The 16,939-nt window shown below is 28.1% G+C and carries 16 protein-coding genes; 10 read left to right on the forward strand and 6 right to left on the reverse strand.

Features of this window, described 5'->3' with window-relative positions; translation table 11 throughout:
- The first annotated feature begins 64 nt into the window (after nt 1-64).
- Together Q6H37_RS14410 and Q6H37_RS14415 are read left to right on the forward strand one after the other, a co-directional pair.
- Complete coding sequence (locus Q6H37_RS14410; RefSeq protein ID WP_318742750.1) at nt 65-748, forward strand: corrinoid protein; 684 nt, start codon at nt 65-67, stop codon at nt 746-748.
- Between the two features lie 2 nt (nt 749-750).
- Nucleotides 751-1,842, forward strand: coding sequence for a uroporphyrinogen decarboxylase family protein (locus tag Q6H37_RS14415; protein ID WP_318742752.1), 1,092 nt, complete (start codon nt 751-753; stop codon nt 1,840-1,842).
- A gap of 110 nt (nt 1,843-1,952) precedes the next feature.
- Here the strand turns inward: Q6H37_RS14415 and Q6H37_RS14420 are convergent, their stop codons facing one another.
- Nucleotides 1,953-2,807, reverse strand: coding sequence for a cation diffusion facilitator family transporter (locus Q6H37_RS14420; protein WP_318742754.1), 855 nt, complete (start codon nt 2,805-2,807; stop codon nt 1,953-1,955).
- A gap of 246 nt (nt 2,808-3,053) precedes the next feature.
- Between Q6H37_RS14420 and Q6H37_RS14425 the strand changes: the two genes are divergently transcribed.
- A complete protein-coding gene (locus Q6H37_RS14425) occupies nt 3,054-3,479 on the forward strand; it encodes a hypothetical protein (RefSeq protein ID WP_318742756.1) in 426 nt (141 codons plus the stop codon).
- Nucleotides 3,480-3,542: 63 nt separating this feature from the next.
- Here the strand turns inward: Q6H37_RS14425 and crcB are convergent, their stop codons facing one another.
- The gene (gene crcB, locus Q6H37_RS14430) at nt 3,543-3,902 is read right to left on the reverse strand and encodes a fluoride efflux transporter CrcB (protein ID WP_318742758.1); all 360 of its coding nucleotides are present in this window, start codon (nt 3,900-3,902) and stop codon (nt 3,543-3,545) included.
- A 3-nt stretch (nt 3,903-3,905) separates the two neighbouring features.
- Nucleotides 3,906-4,334: a fluoride efflux transporter FluC gene (locus Q6H37_RS14435; RefSeq protein ID WP_412523921.1), complete on the reverse strand. Its 429-nt coding sequence runs from the start codon at nt 4,332-4,334 to the stop codon at nt 3,906-3,908.
- Between the two features lie 289 nt (nt 4,335-4,623).
- On the opposite strand from Q6H37_RS14435, the gene recQ reads away from it, so the two are divergent.
- Nucleotides 4,624-6,759 carry a DNA helicase RecQ gene (recQ, locus tag Q6H37_RS14440; RefSeq protein WP_318742762.1) on the forward strand — a complete coding sequence of 712 codons (2,136 nt, stop codon included), beginning with the start codon at nt 4,624-4,626 and terminating at the stop codon, nt 6,757-6,759.
- Nucleotides 6,760-6,849: 90 nt separating this feature from the next.
- Here recQ and Q6H37_RS14445 read toward each other — a convergent pair whose 3' ends face one another.
- On the reverse strand, nt 6,850-7,581 hold the full coding sequence (locus tag Q6H37_RS14445; RefSeq protein ID WP_318742764.1) for a protein kinase family protein: 732 nt from the start codon (nt 7,579-7,581) through the stop codon (nt 6,850-6,852).
- 566 nt (nt 7,582-8,147) lie between these two features.
- On the opposite strand from Q6H37_RS14445, the gene Q6H37_RS14450 reads away from it, so the two are divergent.
- Nucleotides 8,148-9,050: a 3'-5' exoribonuclease YhaM family protein gene (locus Q6H37_RS14450; protein WP_318742766.1), complete on the forward strand. Its 903-nt coding sequence runs from the start codon at nt 8,148-8,150 to the stop codon at nt 9,048-9,050.
- A 22-nt stretch (nt 9,051-9,072) separates the two neighbouring features.
- On the forward strand, nt 9,073-9,363 hold the full coding sequence (locus Q6H37_RS14455) for a DUF503 domain-containing protein (RefSeq protein ID WP_318742768.1): 291 nt from the start codon (nt 9,073-9,075) through the stop codon (nt 9,361-9,363).
- 80 nt (nt 9,364-9,443) lie between these two features.
- Here Q6H37_RS14455 and Q6H37_RS14460 read toward each other — a convergent pair whose 3' ends face one another.
- A complete protein-coding gene (locus tag Q6H37_RS14460; RefSeq protein WP_318742770.1) occupies nt 9,444-10,979 on the reverse strand; it encodes an Ig-like domain-containing protein in 1,536 nt (511 codons plus the stop codon).
- 210 nt (nt 10,980-11,189) lie between these two features.
- Here Q6H37_RS14460 and helD point away from each other — a divergent pair, with 210 nt between their 5' ends.
- Together helD and Q6H37_RS14470 are read left to right on the forward strand one after the other, a co-directional pair.
- Nucleotides 11,190-13,478 (forward strand): RNA polymerase recycling motor HelD, encoded by a 2,289-nt coding sequence (gene helD, locus Q6H37_RS14465; protein WP_318742772.1) that lies wholly within the window; start codon nt 11,190-11,192, stop codon nt 13,476-13,478.
- Nucleotides 13,479-13,582: 104 nt separating this feature from the next.
- The gene (locus tag Q6H37_RS14470; RefSeq protein WP_318742774.1) at nt 13,583-14,758 is read left to right on the forward strand and encodes an FprA family A-type flavoprotein; all 1,176 of its coding nucleotides are present in this window, start codon (nt 13,583-13,585) and stop codon (nt 14,756-14,758) included.
- Between the two features lie 59 nt (nt 14,759-14,817).
- Here Q6H37_RS14470 and rocF read toward each other — a convergent pair whose 3' ends face one another.
- Nucleotides 14,818-15,717 carry an arginase gene (gene rocF, locus Q6H37_RS14475; RefSeq protein WP_318742776.1) on the reverse strand — a complete coding sequence of 300 codons (900 nt, stop codon included), beginning with the start codon at nt 15,715-15,717 and terminating at the stop codon, nt 14,818-14,820.
- A 218-nt stretch (nt 15,718-15,935) separates the two neighbouring features.
- Here rocF and Q6H37_RS14480 point away from each other — a divergent pair, with 218 nt between their 5' ends.
- Entirely contained in the window at nt 15,936-16,334 is a 399-nt protein-coding gene (locus tag Q6H37_RS14480; RefSeq protein ID WP_318742778.1) for a hypothetical protein, read from the forward strand.
- Nucleotides 16,335-16,369: 35 nt separating this feature from the next.
- Nucleotides 16,370-16,933, forward strand: coding sequence for a flavodoxin family protein (locus tag Q6H37_RS14485; protein WP_318742780.1), 564 nt, complete (start codon nt 16,370-16,372; stop codon nt 16,931-16,933).
- Nucleotides 16,934-16,939 lie beyond the last annotated feature (6 nt).

Below are 16,939 nucleotides of genomic sequence, written 5' to 3' on the forward strand. Positions count from 1 at the left end.
AAAAATGCTGGGTAAAGATGTGGACTAAATAGAATTATATAAACTTTGAAAGGAAGATGAAAGTATGAAAGAAGAATTAATTAAAAAGTTATCAGATGCAGTTGTTGATATGGAGGAAGATGAAACTGTAGAAATTTCAAAACAGTGTGTAGAAAATGATATAAATGCATATGAAGCTATAGATAAAGGACTAGCTAATGGTATGAACAAGGCAGGTGAACTTTATGAAGAAGGAGAATATTATATTCCAGAATTGTTAATGTGTTCAGATGCCATGTATGCAGGACTTGATGTATTAAAACCTCATTTGAAGAAAGATGAAAATGAAGTTAAGGAAAAAGTAGTAATAGGAGTAGTACAAGGAGATACTCATGATATAGGAAAAAATTTAGTTAGAATTATGATGGAAACAGAAGGTTTTGAAGTAATAGATCTTGGAAGAGACATACCTCCAATAAATTTTGTTGAAAAGGCTAAGGAAGTAGGAGCATCTATAATAGTTTTATCAACTCTTATGACTACAACTATGGATGGTATGGCTGAGGTCATAAATATATTAAAATCACAGGGATTAAAAGATAAAATAAAAGTTATGATAGGTGGCGGACCTATATCACAAAGCTATGCAGATAAAATAGGAGCTGATGGATATACTACAGATGCTTCAAAAGCTGCTAAATTTGCAAAAGATTTGGTAAGTAAAATGAAAGATAACGGTTTAAATAGCAAATTAGTACAGGAGGCTTAAATATGAAGGATCAAATGACTCCTGTGGAGAGAGCTATAGCATTAAGTAAAGGAGAAGCTGTAGACAGACTGCCTTGTAATCCTAATATAGCTAATGGAGTAGCACGAATTTATGGTTGTAAAATTTCAGAATTCAATACTAGTGGTAAAGCTATAGCTGAAGCACAAATAGCTGCTTACAGAAGATTTGGAATGGATGGAGTTAGGGTTTTTACTGATCTTTATGTTTGGGCAGAGGCCATGGGTACTAAAATTCTATTTCCTGAAGATAATACGGCAGATCTTTTGAAACCTGCAATCAGTGATATAAAAGATATTGATAAAATAAAAGTAGCTAATCCCTATAAAGATGGAAGACTTCCAGTATTTGTAGAAGCTATGAAATACTTATCAGATGCTTTGGAAAAAGAGGTTCCTTGTTCAGGAGGTATTGTAGGTCCATTTACTAATGCTTTTTTTCTTGTAGGTGTTGAAAAAATGACAAAATTATTTTTTAAAAATCCAGAAGCAGTACATAAGCTTTGTGAAATTTCACTTCAAACTTGTATAGAGTATGTTAAGGTTATAATGGATATAGGACTTTCACCTACTATTTCAGAACCTCTGTCTTCTTCTACTATAATAAGTCCTAAACATTTTAGAACTTTCTGTCTTCCTTATTTGAGAAGACTCTTAGAATTTATTAATTCAAAAGGTAAAACTTGTGTTTTGCATATATGTGGAAAGACAGAAAAAATATGGCCTGACATAGGAGAAATGGCATCCATAGGCGTAGGTGGCTTTAGTATGGATAATATAGTAAGCCTTTCGGATTGTAAAAAGGCTATAGGAGACAAAATGAAGGTAATAGGTAATATAGATCCATCCAATGTTATGTATGCAGGTACAAAAAATGAAGTAAGGAATGCTGTAATAAATAGCGTTATGGAAGGTTATGATAGTCCTAAAGGATATGTTATAATGTCAGGATGTAGTCTTCCTGTAGAAACACCTTTAGAAAATATACAAACTATGATGGATACTGCTAGGGAAATTGGATATCCAGTGAATAAGGAAAATTTGGAAGAAATGATTCATAAAGGTGTCAATGACTAGCATTAAAATAGAACTTAACATTAAAATTGATTTTAGTGTTAAGTCCTTTATTTTAAATAATAATTTTTAAGCATAACAGAATAAGTAAATTTCATTTTTTAATTAGGAATTTATTTATATGAAGGCTCTGCATGAATTAATACATAAGATTTAGGCAGGGATACTTTTATTTCACTTTCAACCTTATCACATAAATCATGTGCTTCTATTAGTGAAAAATTTCTGTTGATTATTAAATGAATATCTATTTGTTTATTTTCTCCGCACTTTCTTGTTCTAAGTCTGTGATAACCTGCAATGTCTCTATGAGAGTTTATGATTATTACAATTTTTTGTATATCCTCATCAGAAAGTTTACTATCAACTAAATCATTTAAAGATTTTTTTATCAAATCTATAGAAGTTTTGATAATTAAACAAGCTACTAATATAGCTGCTATAGGGTCTATTATTGAAAGTCCAGTGATTTTTACAAGTATAAGTCCAAAAAATACACCTAAAGCTGTGGCTACATCTGTTAATAGATGAAGAGCATCTGCTTCTAGAGCAATAGAGTTTGTTTTCTTTGATATTTTCATAAGTACAGTAGAAATTATGAAATTAACAAAAGCAGATACAAACATCACTAGCAGACCAGGGCCAACATTTTCTATACTAGAGCTATAAATTACTTTTTTTAAAGCTTCATAAATAATTAAAATTGCTGCAAAAAGTATGAGAAGTGCTTCTACAAAACCAGAAACATTTTCATATTTACCATGTCCAAAAGGATGTTCTTCATCCTCAGCCATAGCAGCTTTTTTTATAGAAATAAATGCTATGAAGCTTGCTAGTAAATCCATAGAAGAGTGAATGGCTTCAGACATAACACTTATAGAACCTATGGATATAGCAGCTACAAGTTTAAAAATTACAAGGGTAGAATTTGATACTATAGATAAAAGAGCTGCTTTCTCTTTATTCATTTTGTATAGCCTCCTGTTTTCCTTAAGTATTACAAGATTACTTATGTTTTATTAAATAATATATGCTCAGCAAATGAAAATGCTACAATGAAGTAAATAGCGCTAAAAAACGTATAATTTTAGCATTTTTGATTAACTATTTTGATTTAAAAATAATTGAGATATATATTATTAAATAATAAAGAGTATTTGTGGAAAATAACTTTATATGATATAATATACATAAATTTTACAGGAGGTGATAAAGTGAAGGAATTTGGAAAAATGTTGGGGTGGATAAGCTTTTGGGGGTATGGAATAGCTTTACTTAATTTTTTTATGAAATATATTAATAAAAAGTACATAAATAAGCTTCCTAAGGATAAAAAAAGCTATTCTAATTTTTACAGAATGGTTATGAAATATGTTGTGAAATATCATAAAATGGCAGGAATTATAGCTTCTATAGCAGTACTAGGACATTTGTATTTAATGTATATGACAAAGGGATTATCCATACCAGGACTTACAGCATTAATAGTGATGATTGTAGTAGCTTTACTTGGTATATACGGATTTTTTATAAATAGAAATATGAGAGGACACTGGTTAAAGATACATAGAATTTTATCATTTACATTGATAGCTTTAATTTTATTTCATATACTCTTTAAAAAGTTTCTTATTATTTAAAAATATAATTATAAAGTAAAATAAGTGAGTATGTAATTTAATCTACATACTCACTAAATATTTTTAATGTAATAATAAACCTAGTTTCATACCTATTATGTACCCAATTATACCAAGAATAAAAGATAGTAATATATATGTAATAGCATTGAGTTTAAAATTCTTTTCAAAAAGATTAAAGCCTTCATACATAAATGTAGAAAAAGTAGTATAAGCACCTAAAAAACCATCACCTATAAGTAGATACATATTTTTATTTATGCCTATATAGCTAACTATGCCAAGTAAAATTGCACCTGTAATATTTATAATAAAAGTTCCTATAGGAAATGGTGATTTTGAGTATTTACTTATAAATTTTCCTAAAGAAAACCGGGTTAAGCTTCCCAAAATACCACCAATACCTACTAGCAAGATTTCCATAATTTAATTCTCTCCTAAGTTTTCAACACTTCTATTATATAATTTAGATACGGCAGTTCTAGCTATAATTACACCTAAATAAGCAGCAGTTAATCCTAAAAATGCTGAATACAATATATAAGTTAAGGAATAAAGGAAATGTGATTTGTAAATGAGTTCAGAGCTTTCTTTGCATAAGGTTGAGAAGGTTGTATAAGCACCTAGAAAGCCTGTACATATACCTAGCTTTAAATCTGTACTTATTTTAAAGCCTTCCAGTGCTGCAGTAGTTATAAGAGCTAATAAGAAACTTCCTGTAACATTGATAAATAAAGTGTTTACAGGAATCATATTTCCAAAATTATTAATAGGAGCAGTTTTAACTAGAAATCTTAAAATAGCACCTAAAAATCCTCCAAGTCCAATAAAAAAGTATTTTTTCAATTTTAACACTTCCTTTTTATAATAAAAAAATTACTCTTTAGTTTTTGAGTGAATTGAATTACATTTTAAAAGTATACTATATTTTGGTCAATTTTGAAAGTCTCATTGCAAAAAAATAAAAGAAAAGTGGTGGATATAAAATGCTCACCATGTATAGGGGGACTTGATGTTATAGATTTGATGATGTATTATTGTCATTAGAAATAGAAAATAAATATTACAATTTGAATATTTTTAATTTATAGAGGTTAGTATTATTGTTAAGATATACAAATAAATGCAGGAGGTCTGTCTTTTAATGCTTGAAGAGGCTAAGGTTTTATTAAAGAAATATTATGGATATGATAGTTTTAGAGAAGGTCAAGAAAAGGTAATAAATAGTATATTGGAAGAAAAAGATACCTTTGCTATAATGCCTACAGGAGCAGGTAAATCTATATGCTATCAAATACCTGCTCTTTTAATGAAGGGGATAACAATAGTTATATCTCCATTGATATCGCTTATGAAGGATCAAGTAGATGCTCTTAATGATATAGGAGTAAAAGCAAGTTTTATAAATAGTTCATTGGACCAATATGAACTTCAAGAAAGAATATTAATGGCAGTAAGTGGATATACGAAACTTTTATATGTTGCACCAGAAAGGTTGGAATCTGAAAGTTTTTGTGAACTTATAAAGACACTTAATATATCAATGATTGCTATAGACGAATGTCACTGTGTTTCACAATGGGGGCATGACTTTAGACCAAGTTATAGGTCTATTGCACCGTTAATAAAAAAATTAGACCATAGACCTATAATTTCAGCTTTTACAGCTACAGCAACTAATGAGGTTAAGGAAGATGTAGTAAAACTTCTAGGCCTTAAAGAGTCTAATGTGTATACTACAGGTTTTGATAGAAAAAATTTATATTTTTCTGTGGTTAGGGGAGAAAATAAAAAGGATTATTTACTTAAGTATTTAGAAAATAATAGGGATCAAGTTGGAATAATTTATGCAGGAACTAGAAAAGAAGTGGATAATATTTATGAATCTCTTAAAAAGAAAGGTTATTCTGTAGGAAAATATCATGCAGGTATGAGTGATACAGCTAGAACAAAAGCTCAAGAGGATTTTTTATATGATAATGTAAATATAATAGTGGCTACTAATGCCTTTGGAATGGGAATTGATAAATCCAATGTAAGATACGTTATACATTATAATATACCTAAGAATATGGAAGCGTATTATCAAGAAGCAGGCCGTGCAGGAAGAGATGGAGAACCAAGTGAATGTATTTTATTATTTGGAGCTCAGGATATCATACTACAAAAATTTCTCATAGAACAAAGCATATTTTCAGAAGAAAGAAGAATTAATGAATATAGAAAGCTTCAGGATGTTGTTGATTATTGTCATACTACTAAATGTCTTAGAAAGTTTATTTTAGAATATTTTGGGGAAACTGATGTGCCAGATTTTTGTGATAATTGTAGTGTTTGTAAGGATGAGACAGAGCTTTCAGACATAACCGTAGATGCTCAAAAGATATTTTCATGCATAGCTCGTATGAAGCAGAGGTTTGGAACAGTTTTAGTATCACAGGTGCTGCGAGGTTCAAAAGATAAAAAGGTGTTAGACTTCGGCTTTGAAAAACTTTCTACTTATGGAATAATGAAAAATTATACTGTAAAGGAAATAAAGGATTTAATAAATGTACTTATAGCAGATGAATACTTATATCTTACTGAAAGTCAATTTCCTGTGGTAAGACTTAAGGAAAAAGCAGTAAGTGTTCTTAAAGGTGAAGAAACGGTATTCCAAAAAATTCATAAGGCTAAGAAGAAAGTTGTTCAAGAAAACTCCCTTTTTTTGCTGCTTAAATCTGTTAGAAAAACTATATCAGAAAGAGAGGCAGTGCCTCCTTATATAATTTTTGCAGATGCAGCTTTAAGGGATATGAGTGAAAAACTTCCTGAAAATGATGAAGAATTTCTTGATATTAAAGGTGTTGGAGAATCAAAGCTTCAAAAGTATGGTGAAGAATTTTTAAGTACCATAAGAGCTTATATAGAAGAACATCCTTCAGAAAAAGTTTCGCATAAAACTGAGAAAGAGCTAAAGGAAGATGTGTGCAAAAAACATGATGTTCCAAGTCATGTTGTAACTTTAAATATGTTTAATGAAGGAAAATCATTAGAAGAAATAAGTAAGGAAAGAAATTTAAAATTTATGACTATTGAGGATCATATAATGAGATGTGCCATGGAAGGAATGGATGTAGATTTAGATTTCTTCATACCAAAGAAGTATGAAGAAAGTATTTTTCAAGCTATAGAAAAGTCAGATAGTACAAAGTTAAGAAACATAAAAGAAATGCTGCCAGAAGAGGTAAGCTATACTGCTATAAAAGCAGCTTTATGCAAAATGAAAAATTCTGCATAAAAGAAAATTAATGCGTTGGTATAAAAGAGAGAGCTTTAAACCAACGCATTTTAATTATTTCCTATTAACATATTTTAAATATGTGGTCAATTATATTTCATAGTGTTTAAAGCATAAGAAATCATGTTCTAATTCATCTAAACTTTTATATTTTTTTTCAATACCCATAAGTCTTTTCAAAAACATTAATTCTTCTTTATACAAATTTAATTCATCATACCAAGGTTTACTTTTTTTATTTACAATTTCAAAGGATGTGTAATATAAGTGTAGCAAAAAATCACCTAAATATGAAAAATCCACATCTATAGTATAGCGTTCATCATTAATCCATCTAGCTAATCCAAAGTCTAATAAATAAACTTTACCATTATTATATAGTGTATTTGGTACTCGTATATCCCTATGAACAATACCCATACTATGCAAATACTTTAAAATGCTGATTAACTGAAAACAAATTTTATATATTTCTTTTCTTTTAAAAATATAGTCATCCTTAAAAATTATTTCTTCAAAGGTTTTGCCTTCTTTAAATTCTAAAATATAACCTGAAAATTTATCTTTTTCTATTTTTTCTATAAATCGTGGTATACAGTTATGATTAATCGAACTCAATATTTCTTCTTCAAAGCAGACTTTTTTTTCTATCTTTTTTAGCATTTCTTTTTTTAGTTGTTTTAATATATAATTTGTATTGTTATTAGATACTAAATAACAAATTCCATATCTGCCTTCGCCAATTATTTTTACTATGGTATATTTGTCAATTTGTTCACCAGGCAAATATATTTTATCTCTTTTAAAAAAATTTAAGACCATGAGCTGTGGTGATGCCTTCTATGATGATATTGATGGTGGTCAGAATGAGAATAATGTTTGCGGGAGTGAGAATGGCTTCTGGAAGAAAACACACTTCCAATTATTGAACTAAAGAAGCCAGATTTTTTATGATGTTTCCTTTTGTAATAATCGCTGCCATGATGTCTGCTTGAACTTCTTGAGAAAAAAGAAAAAATGCCCATATAAATCCTCCTTAAACATAAATATTTGTAATGAATATTATCAATTGATAATATTTAATGTGTTATTATAATATACTAAGATTGAGAAAATGTAAAGGTATTTCTGAAAAATATTTTACACAAATTTTATTATTAATTGATAATGAAAATTGTTAATAATGGTGTTAATAAAAACTTTTTTATAAAATGGTTAAGTTCAATTAATTAATGTGGGGAAGTTTATGATAAAATACGATTATAAGTATAAATAAATTTTTTACATATACTAAATTTACAACATGTTAAAAGCAAATAAGTGAATTTTTTAAAATAAGATTTTTGTTTTTAATACTTATTTAATATGCTTAATTTGGAGGAAAAGGTATGATTAAAAAAGAGAACTTTTTAAATGATATAAAAAGCAGCAGTAGCATAAAAGTATCATTAATGGTAATGAAGGTAATATTTAAGGATAGTGATAAAATAGTATGTATATTAGGAGATAAAAGTGGAGAAATAAAAGCTAATATACCAAATAAAAATAATGATATAACAGAAGGAATAGTAATAGAAATTGAAGGCATAAAGGATGGAAACCTGGATGTTAAAAAGTATGAAGTGATTTTGGAATATAATATTTCAGATTATCTTCCAACGGTAAAAAGACCTATTGAAGAAATTATGGATGAAATTGAACTATATACTAATGAATACATTGTTTCAAAAGAAGCTAAGGCTTTAAATGACTATTTTTTTAAGAATGAAATATTTTTGAATAAATTCAAAAAGGGAATAGGTGGAGTTTCCATGCATCATAATTATTTAGGTGGACTTGCAGAACATACATTAAATGTCATGTATTTAACAGCTATACTTTGTGAAAGATATGGATGCAGGAGGACAGAAATAGCCATGCTTTCGGCAAAGCTTCATGATATTGGAAAAGTTTATGAATTATATTATGATGGGCCTTTTAAATATACTAATAGAGGAGAAATGGAAGGACATATTGTCATTGGAGTGGAATTAATAGATAAAGCAATTAGAGAAAAACCTGAATTTTATTCAGAGGATTTTATAACAAGAGTAAAAGGGTGTATTGTTCAGCATCATGGAAAGCTTGAATTTGGTTCTCCAAGGACAATGAAAATGGAAGAATCATTTATAGTTAATTATGCTGATTCAATAGATGCTACTATGAATAAGATTTGTCAAATAAAAGATAAAACAGAACCTAATAATTGGTCAGATTATGATAGAAGAATTGAAACAAAATTATATTTATAGAAAAAAGAGATGGTGAAAATACGTGAAGATTTTGCTTATAAAAATTACTTTGGGGGCATCCTGGGTACATTCTTTAAAGGAAAAGAGAATGATTGTAAAAAGTATTGTTCAAAGGTTAAAGAATAAATTCAATATATCAGTGGCAGAAGTTGATGAGCAGGATATTCATCAAATAATAGTAATAGGTATTGCAGGAATATGCGGAAGCTCCTCACAAGCAGATTCTACAATGGAAAATATTATAACTTTTGTAGAATATAATACTGATGCAGAAATAATAGATATTCAGAGAGAAAATATTGAAGGTGTGTAAAAAACAGATTGTCCATAATAAATAATTGGGCAATCTGTTTTGCTATTTCAATTAATATAGAAAATATATACTTATAAAATTTAGTTGTTCAATTTGCTTCCTTCACACTTTAAAAAGTCTAAACATTTAGCATCTAATTCATCGAAAGACCATAATCCAGAACATTTGAATTTATATGCTGCATAATCAGCGTAATCGCTATAATATACATCATAGGTTTGTATTAAAGGATATATAGGCTTGTCCAACTTATAATCTTTATAGTCTTGAATCATTTTATCCATACATTTTTTTATTGGCCATTTCATTTCACCCCAGTAGCATTGAGGTGCAGAAAAATCGCAATATTTATTGAAAACTGAATATGGTATATCTTGATGATAACTTGCTATAGGATAAGAAGTATAACCAATAATAGCATTTGGACATTTACTTCTTACAATGCTGCATACTTGTTCAGATTCAGAAGTTTTACCTATTACAGCATCTTCTACATCAAGAACATAATAATCACTATGATTAATAGCATCTATTATTAGATTGGATTCAGCTTCAACATCAGTAAAGTGATTGAAACCCCATGTACCTACTTTAAATCCTGCTTGTTTAAAATTATTTTCATATTTCAAAAAATCATCTCTAAAATTCATGCCACCTCCACTAGGATTTGAACCTTCATGATACTTAATACAAACATTGTTTATACCTAAAGATTTTAATTTTGAAATTAAATTATCTATGCTGCCATATTTATCTACTAAGTTTTGAAGCTGCCATATCCATGCAGAAGTAGTGCTAATGCTAGATAGATTATTTTTATTAGGAGCATTTACAAGTAAACTCAAAATTACTTTTTTATTATATCCTTCAATGGTTCCTTCAAAAATATAGTTTCCTGGAATACTAGAGGAATCAAAAGGCTTGTCCCAAATAACTTTTACTTGATTTTTGTTTCCGGAAGACATAACAGCAGTTACTGTATCTGGCAATTTATAGCTATCGCCTTGATTTATAGATACATCTATATTATCCACTGAGGTTATTTTATCTATAGAAGCTGATTTTGAAGCAGTTTTAAAATTCATACTGAAAGGAGTTTCTAAGTGTTTATTGCTTGTGGAAATCAAAGTATTGTCAATGTTTAATAAATAATCATTATTAGAATTATATTGGGATACAGTTGATATAGTTACACAAAAGTTGTTTTTTGTAAGTGATATATTTAAGGGCACTTCTGTATTACTTTTTTTGTCTATAACTTTTATACTGCTTTCAGCAGAAGATAAATTTATAGGTTGATTAAATTGTATCGTCCAAATTTTATCTAAAGGTACATTGCTAATGTTATCTACATTAGATGTCGAAAAAGCAAAAGTGTTTTCAACATTTGAAGAATTAGATACATTGTTTTGTAGTGGAGTTTTAGAAGTATCTTGTGTTGTTGAAACTTTAGATGCATCTTCTTGTGATTTAGTAGTATTTTTATCGTTAGTTGAAATGGTTTGAGTTTCAGATGCAGAAGGCACATTGTAAGCTAGTACTGTATTATGAGAATTTAATTGATATGCCATAACAATGCCTGCAAATATTAAAAGTTTTTTTAATGTTTTAATCAATTGTCTCTCTTCTTTCTATTATTTAAATTTTAGCATATTACCTTAGTTTACAATTTTTACAATAAGAGTAATATAGTAATGCATATAAAATATACCATTTAATTTATGTGTTTATCAAGTAAAAATTTTCCATTAGCATGTTGCTATACTTGACATATCATATGCTTAAATATAAAATTAATTTTTGTATATATATTTGGGGGTGTTCTAATGGCTTTAAATGATGAAGATATTATATTGGAAAAAAATAATTTAAGTGAAATGGAAGATTGGATCCATAATGAAGAAATAAAAATTAAGGAAAATGATGATGAATTAAAAAAGAGGATAGATGGTCTTAGAAAACAATCTAAAGGTAAATATAATGAAGAATTAGAAACAAAGGAAAAGTTATATAAAATAACCCATAAAAATTTAGAAAAATATAATGAAGCTAAAAGTCAACCATACTTCGGAAGAATAGATTTTAGAGAATATAAAAGGGATAATGAGATTTTTTATATAGGAAAGTTTGGACTTATGGATATGACAACTGGTGATGAAAAGGTTATAGACTGGAGATCACCAATAGCTGATTTATATTATAGTGGAACCTATGGAGAAGTTTTTTATAGAGCACCTATGGGAATAGTTAGTGGTGAATTAACTCTTAAAAGAAAGTTTTTAATTAAAGAAGGTAAACTTATAAATGCTTTTGATGAAGGCATAAATGAAATAATTTTAAGAGCAGCAGGTGGTGGAGAAAATGTTCTAATGGATGAATATTTAAAAATCAATTTAGAGCAAAGTGTAAGCAATAAATTAAAGGATGTTGTTGCCACCATACAAAAAGAGCAAAATGATATAATAAGAGCTGAAAAGAATACAGCACTTATAGTTCAAGGTTCAGCTGGGTCGGGAAAGACCACAGTTGCACTTCATAGATTAGCTTATTTAATATATAAATATAATGGAAAACTTAAAGGAGAAGATATTTTAGTTGTAGCTCCTAATAAGTTATTTTTAGACTATATATCAGAAGTTTTACCTGACCTTGGAATAAATACTGTTAAACAGATTACTTTTGAAGAAACAGCACTTGAAGTACTAAAGCTTAAAGGAAAACTAATTACAAAGGATAAAAAGCTTTCAGATATATTAGAAGCAAAAGATAGTGAAAACTTAAAGTATATCACTGAAAGCAGTAACATTAAAGGTACAATGGAATATAAGCTGCTTATGGATAAATATATAGAGTATGTAGAGTTAAAAGACTTAGATATAGAGGATATAAAGGTTGAAAACTACATGCTTTTCGATAAAAAAGAGATAAAAAGATTATATTCTAAGGATATGGTAAATTTATCTTTAAATAATAGAAAAGATGAAATTAAAAGATATTTTACATTAAAAATAGATGAAAAGATAAGAAATGTACTAGATAAAATAGATTTTTCTTATGAATATATGATAGCAAGAGTAAAGAAAACCATGGAAGATGGTCCTTTAAGAAGAAAGAAATTAATAGAATTATATGATGCAAGAGATAATAAGAAAGTGCAAATAAAGCAAGCAAGCATCAAAAATTTTGAAGATTATTTTGATAAGTGGAAAATAACAGATACTAAAAGATTTTATTTTGACTTATTTAATGAAGAGGAAATTTTTAATGAAGTTATTAAGGATAAAATACCTAAAAAACTTGCTTTGTATATGAAAAAGGAACTAAGTTACAATTTTGAAAATGACATTTTTGATAGTGATGATTTGGCAGCTATGATGTATTTAAAATTCAAAATAGAAGGTGTGCCAGAAAAATATAAGTATAAACATATAGTTATAGATGAAGCACAGGATTATAGTATGTTTCAAATAGCTGTAATAAATGAAATGGTTTTAAATAATTCTTTAACTATAGTAGGAGATATAGGACAGGGAATATATTATTATAAGGGTATAGAGAGATGGGAAAGCTTAGTAGAGGATGTATTTAAAAATAAAGCTATTTATATACAGCTCACTCAAAGTTACCGTTCTACAGTGGAAATAATAGAATTTGCAAATAAAGTGCTTAAGAAACAAAAAAATAAGTTAAAACCTGCTATGCCTGTTTTAAGGCATGGTAAATGTCCGGAAATTATTGAGTTTAATAATAATAGAGAGTTTGCAGAAAAATTAGATTCTATAGTAGAAGAAGTAAAAACTATGGGTAAAAAGAGTATAGCAGTTATAGGAAGAACTTACGAAGAATGCAAAAAGATAAAAGAGTATTTAAAAAAATACAGCAATTATAAATGGGAGCTTGTTAAGGAAACAGATAAAAATTTAAAATTGGAGAAAATAATAGTACCTTCATATATGACAAAAGGATTAGAGTTTGATTGTAGTGTTATATATAATTGTAATAAGGATAACTATAAAGATAACGAATTAGACAAGAAAATATTATATGTTTGTCTCACTAGAGCACTGCATTTACAGTATATTTTTTATAATAAATCTATATCTGAACTTATTTGATAACTTTTTTTAAAAAATAATCATTATTAGTATTGAAAAATTTTCGTTTTATGGTAGAATAGGAAATAACAAAAGTCAAATTTTAAAAATGGAGGGGATATTTTATGAGTACTGTAAAATTAAAGAATAACATCTATTGGGTTGGAGTGAATAATCCCGAATTAAGAGTATTTGACATAATAATGGAAACTAAAAAGGGAACTACATATAATTCTTATTTAATAGACGATGATAAAGTAGCAGTAGTTGACACTGTAAAGGATGGATACTTTGATGAATTCCTTTCAAATATAAAAAGTATAATTGGAGACAGAAAGGTTGATTATGTAATTGTTCAACATACAGAATTAGATCACAGCGGTTCATTAGGCAAATTACTAAAAGCTTATCCAGAAGCTACTGTCATAGCTTCTAAAGCTGCTATAATGTATGCTGAAGAAATAGCTAACATGAAATTTAAAAATCAGGTCGCACCAAATGAATTAAGTCTTGGAAAAACTAATCTTAAGTTTATAAGTGCACCAAATTTACATTGGCCTGACACTATGTTTACTTATGCAGAAAATCAACAAGTGTTATTTACTTGCGATTTCCTTGGATGCCATTATTGTCCTGAAAATTCTATAACTGATAATTGTTCAGATGATTATTTTGATGAAATGAAATATTATTTTGATGTGATAATGGGACCATTTAAAAGATTTGTACTTATGGGTCTTGATAGAATAAAGGATTTGAATATAGATATAGTAGCGCCAAGCCATGGTCCAGTACATATAGATGATGTACAAAAATATGTTGAACTTTATAAAACTTGGGCGGAAGTAGAAAAATCCAATGAAAAGAATGTACAAATATTTTATATATCAGCTTATGGAAATACAGAAAAAGTTGCAAATTATATAGCAGAGAAAATAAATGACAAGGGAGTTAAAGCAGAAGCTCATGAAATAACTTCTATGGATACTAATGATATAGTAGCTTTAATAGAAAAATCTAATGGAATATTAATGGGCTCACCAACTATAAATCAGGATGCTGTTAAACCTGTATGGGATGTATTATCTTTAGTATGTGCTATTACTAATAGAGGAAAAGCAGCAGGTGCATTTGGATCCTATGGATGGAGCGGAGAAGGTGTTCCTATGATGACTGAAAGATTAAAATCATTAAAGTTTAATGTAGTTCAAGAAGGAGCTAGATTTAAATTTGTTCCAAGTGAAGATGAATTTAAAAAGATTGATGAATTTGTAGATAAATTTATGACAATATTAAAATAAAAATAAAAAATCAAACTAATAGCTTAGCTGCTGTTAGTTTGATTTTTTTATCATTTAATTTATTTTAAATACTTAAATGTCCAATCTAAAAGATCTATGCACATATCTGCAGTACAATCATTTTTATCCAAAACAGGATTTAATTCGACAAAGTCCATTGACTTTACAAGCTTAGTTTCCATTAGATATTTCAAAAGATATTTAACATGATCTAAATCCAGTCCATTTTTAACTGGAGTACCTGTACCAGGTACTAAACTAGGGTCAAGACAGTCTATATCAAAGCTTAAATGAATTCTTTCAATCCCAATTTCTTTAATTTTAGAATGTACTTCCTCTGATATTCTTTCCATACCCATATTTTTTACATCTTCTGTAGAGTAAACATTGAGACTTTTGCTTTTTATTAAGGCTTTTTCACCTTCATCTAAGTCTCTTGCGCCTATAATAAATACATTTTTAGAGTCCACTTTTGTACCTTTATAGTATAAGTCTGTAAGTTCACTAAATCCTATGCCCATAACGGCAGCAAGTGGCATACCATGTATATTACCAGTTATACTAGTTTCATGCGTATTTATATCACCATGAGCATCAATCCAGATAACTGCAGTGCTACTATCATACTTACTAACACCTGATATACTTCCAAGACCTAAGGAGTGGTCTCCACCAATAACCAAAGGAAAGCTGTCAGAAGTAAGAGCACTGTAAACTTGATGAGCTAAATTTTTATTTACATCCATAATGGGCTTTAAATATTTCATAGTAGGATGAAAATTAAATTTTTGTTCTTCACTTATATTTTCAACGTAGAGATTTCCACAATCATATATGGTATGATTATTTCTGGTCAAAGTATCTATAATACCTTTTTCTCTAAGCTTGTCAGGACCAAATTCTACACCTTTTTTGTCAGAACCAAAAAATATTGGCACACCAATTAAACTAATATTCATTAAAATTACCTCCATATATGAATTATACCGTATGTTACTTGATTATATACTAATAAAAAAAATTAGAAAATAGTTTTGAAAAAGACAATGTATTAAAAATATTAATTTTCATGAAAAATATTCATAAATTTATTAAGTCCTTATAATAGATAAAATATTTAACATATGATAAAATGGTTACACTAGAATTATATTCTAAATATTAAGGAGATGTTATTATGGATAAAGAAAAAATAGTTCAATATTTAATTAAAAATGGTTTAAATGATATACAGGAGTTAAGCTGCAATGATGAAGCAGTAGTATTAAGATTTTTTTATGATTTTGACGATGAGGAACTTAGTGCTGCAAAAGCATATGCAAATGACGAGAGTGAAGAAGAAGCAGAAAGTGATAAATGGTATTATGATTATTTTCTCCCTTACCTAAGTGATTTATCAGTGGATAATGTTGGAGAAATAATAGAGGATTTTATGGAAGAAATAAATCTAGAAGCACAGTACACTACTTATGAATTAGATAAAGAAAATTATGATTATAATGAATTCGTAGCAGCCTTTTATGAAAAAGGTAAAGATGTAGATTTAGATAAAATTTTAGATGAATTAGAAGATTAATTAAAATAAAACCCTAACTTGAATTTAAAGGAAAGGTGATATTGTTGAAAACTTTGGCTTTTATTGCATCACCGCATAAAAATGGTAATACTGCAGTACTTTTAAATCATTTTTTAAAAGGTATTTCAGGTGAAGTTGAGATTATCGATGTATATAATGTAAATGTAAAACCTTGCATTGATTGTAAGTATTGTCATAAACATAAAGAATGTGTATTAAAGGATGATATGACAAACATTTATAAAAAAATAGAAAATAGTGATAATATAGTTATAGCTTCTCCTGTATATTTTTCATTTGTACCAGCACCTCTAAAGGCAGTTATAGATAGACTGCAGGTAAACTGGAGTGGAAAATTTATAAGAAAGGATTTTAAGATACATTTAAATAAAAAAGTTGGAGTTCTCATTATGACTGCAGGATCTAATATGGAAAATGTTTTTGAGCCAATAGAATATGCAATAAAACAATTTTTTTCCATAACAGGTTCGGAATTTTCTCATAGAATATATGCGATAAATACTGACAATGTTCCTATAGAAAAAAATGAAGAAATTAAAAGAAAAGCATTTGAAATAGGCAAAAGTATAAAAATTTAGATGTAA

The sequence above is a fragment of the Clostridium sp. JS66 genome, from assembly GCF_033561535.1.
Lineage (GTDB): Bacteria > Bacillota > Clostridia > Clostridiales > Clostridiaceae > Clostridium_AM > Clostridium_AM carboxidivorans.

Bases quoted from the DNA above. Each gene is read 5' to 3' on its own strand.
- Q6H37_RS14410 (WP_318742750.1), top strand. From the start codon at position 65: ATGAAAGAAGAATTAATTAAAAAGTTATCAGATGCAGTTGTTGATATG.
- Q6H37_RS14415 (WP_318742752.1), top strand. From the start codon at position 751: ATGAAGGATCAAATGACTCCTGTGGAGAGAGCTATAGCATTAAGTAAA.
- Q6H37_RS14420 (WP_318742754.1), bottom strand. From the start codon at position 2,807: ATGAATAAAGAGAAAGCAGCTCTTTTATCTATAGTATCAAATTCTACC.
- crcB (WP_318742758.1), bottom strand. From the start codon at position 3,902: ATGGAAATCTTGCTAGTAGGTATTGGTGGTATTTTGGGAAGCTTAACC.
- recQ (WP_318742762.1), top strand. From the start codon at position 4,624: ATGCTTGAAGAGGCTAAGGTTTTATTAAAGAAATATTATGGATATGAT.
- Q6H37_RS14445 (WP_318742764.1), bottom strand. From the start codon at position 7,581: ATGGTCTTAAATTTTTTTAAAAGAGATAAAATATATTTGCCTGGTGAA.
- Q6H37_RS14450 (WP_318742766.1), top strand. From the start codon at position 8,148: ATGATTAAAAAAGAGAACTTTTTAAATGATATAAAAAGCAGCAGTAGC.
- helD (WP_318742772.1), top strand. From the start codon at position 11,190: ATGGCTTTAAATGATGAAGATATTATATTGGAAAAAAATAATTTAAGT.
- Q6H37_RS14470 (WP_318742774.1), top strand. From the start codon at position 13,583: ATGAGTACTGTAAAATTAAAGAATAACATCTATTGGGTTGGAGTGAAT.
- rocF (WP_318742776.1), bottom strand. From the start codon at position 15,717: ATGAATATTAGTTTAATTGGTGTGCCAATATTTTTTGGTTCTGACAAA.
- Q6H37_RS14480 (WP_318742778.1), top strand. From the start codon at position 15,936: ATGGATAAAGAAAAAATAGTTCAATATTTAATTAAAAATGGTTTAAAT.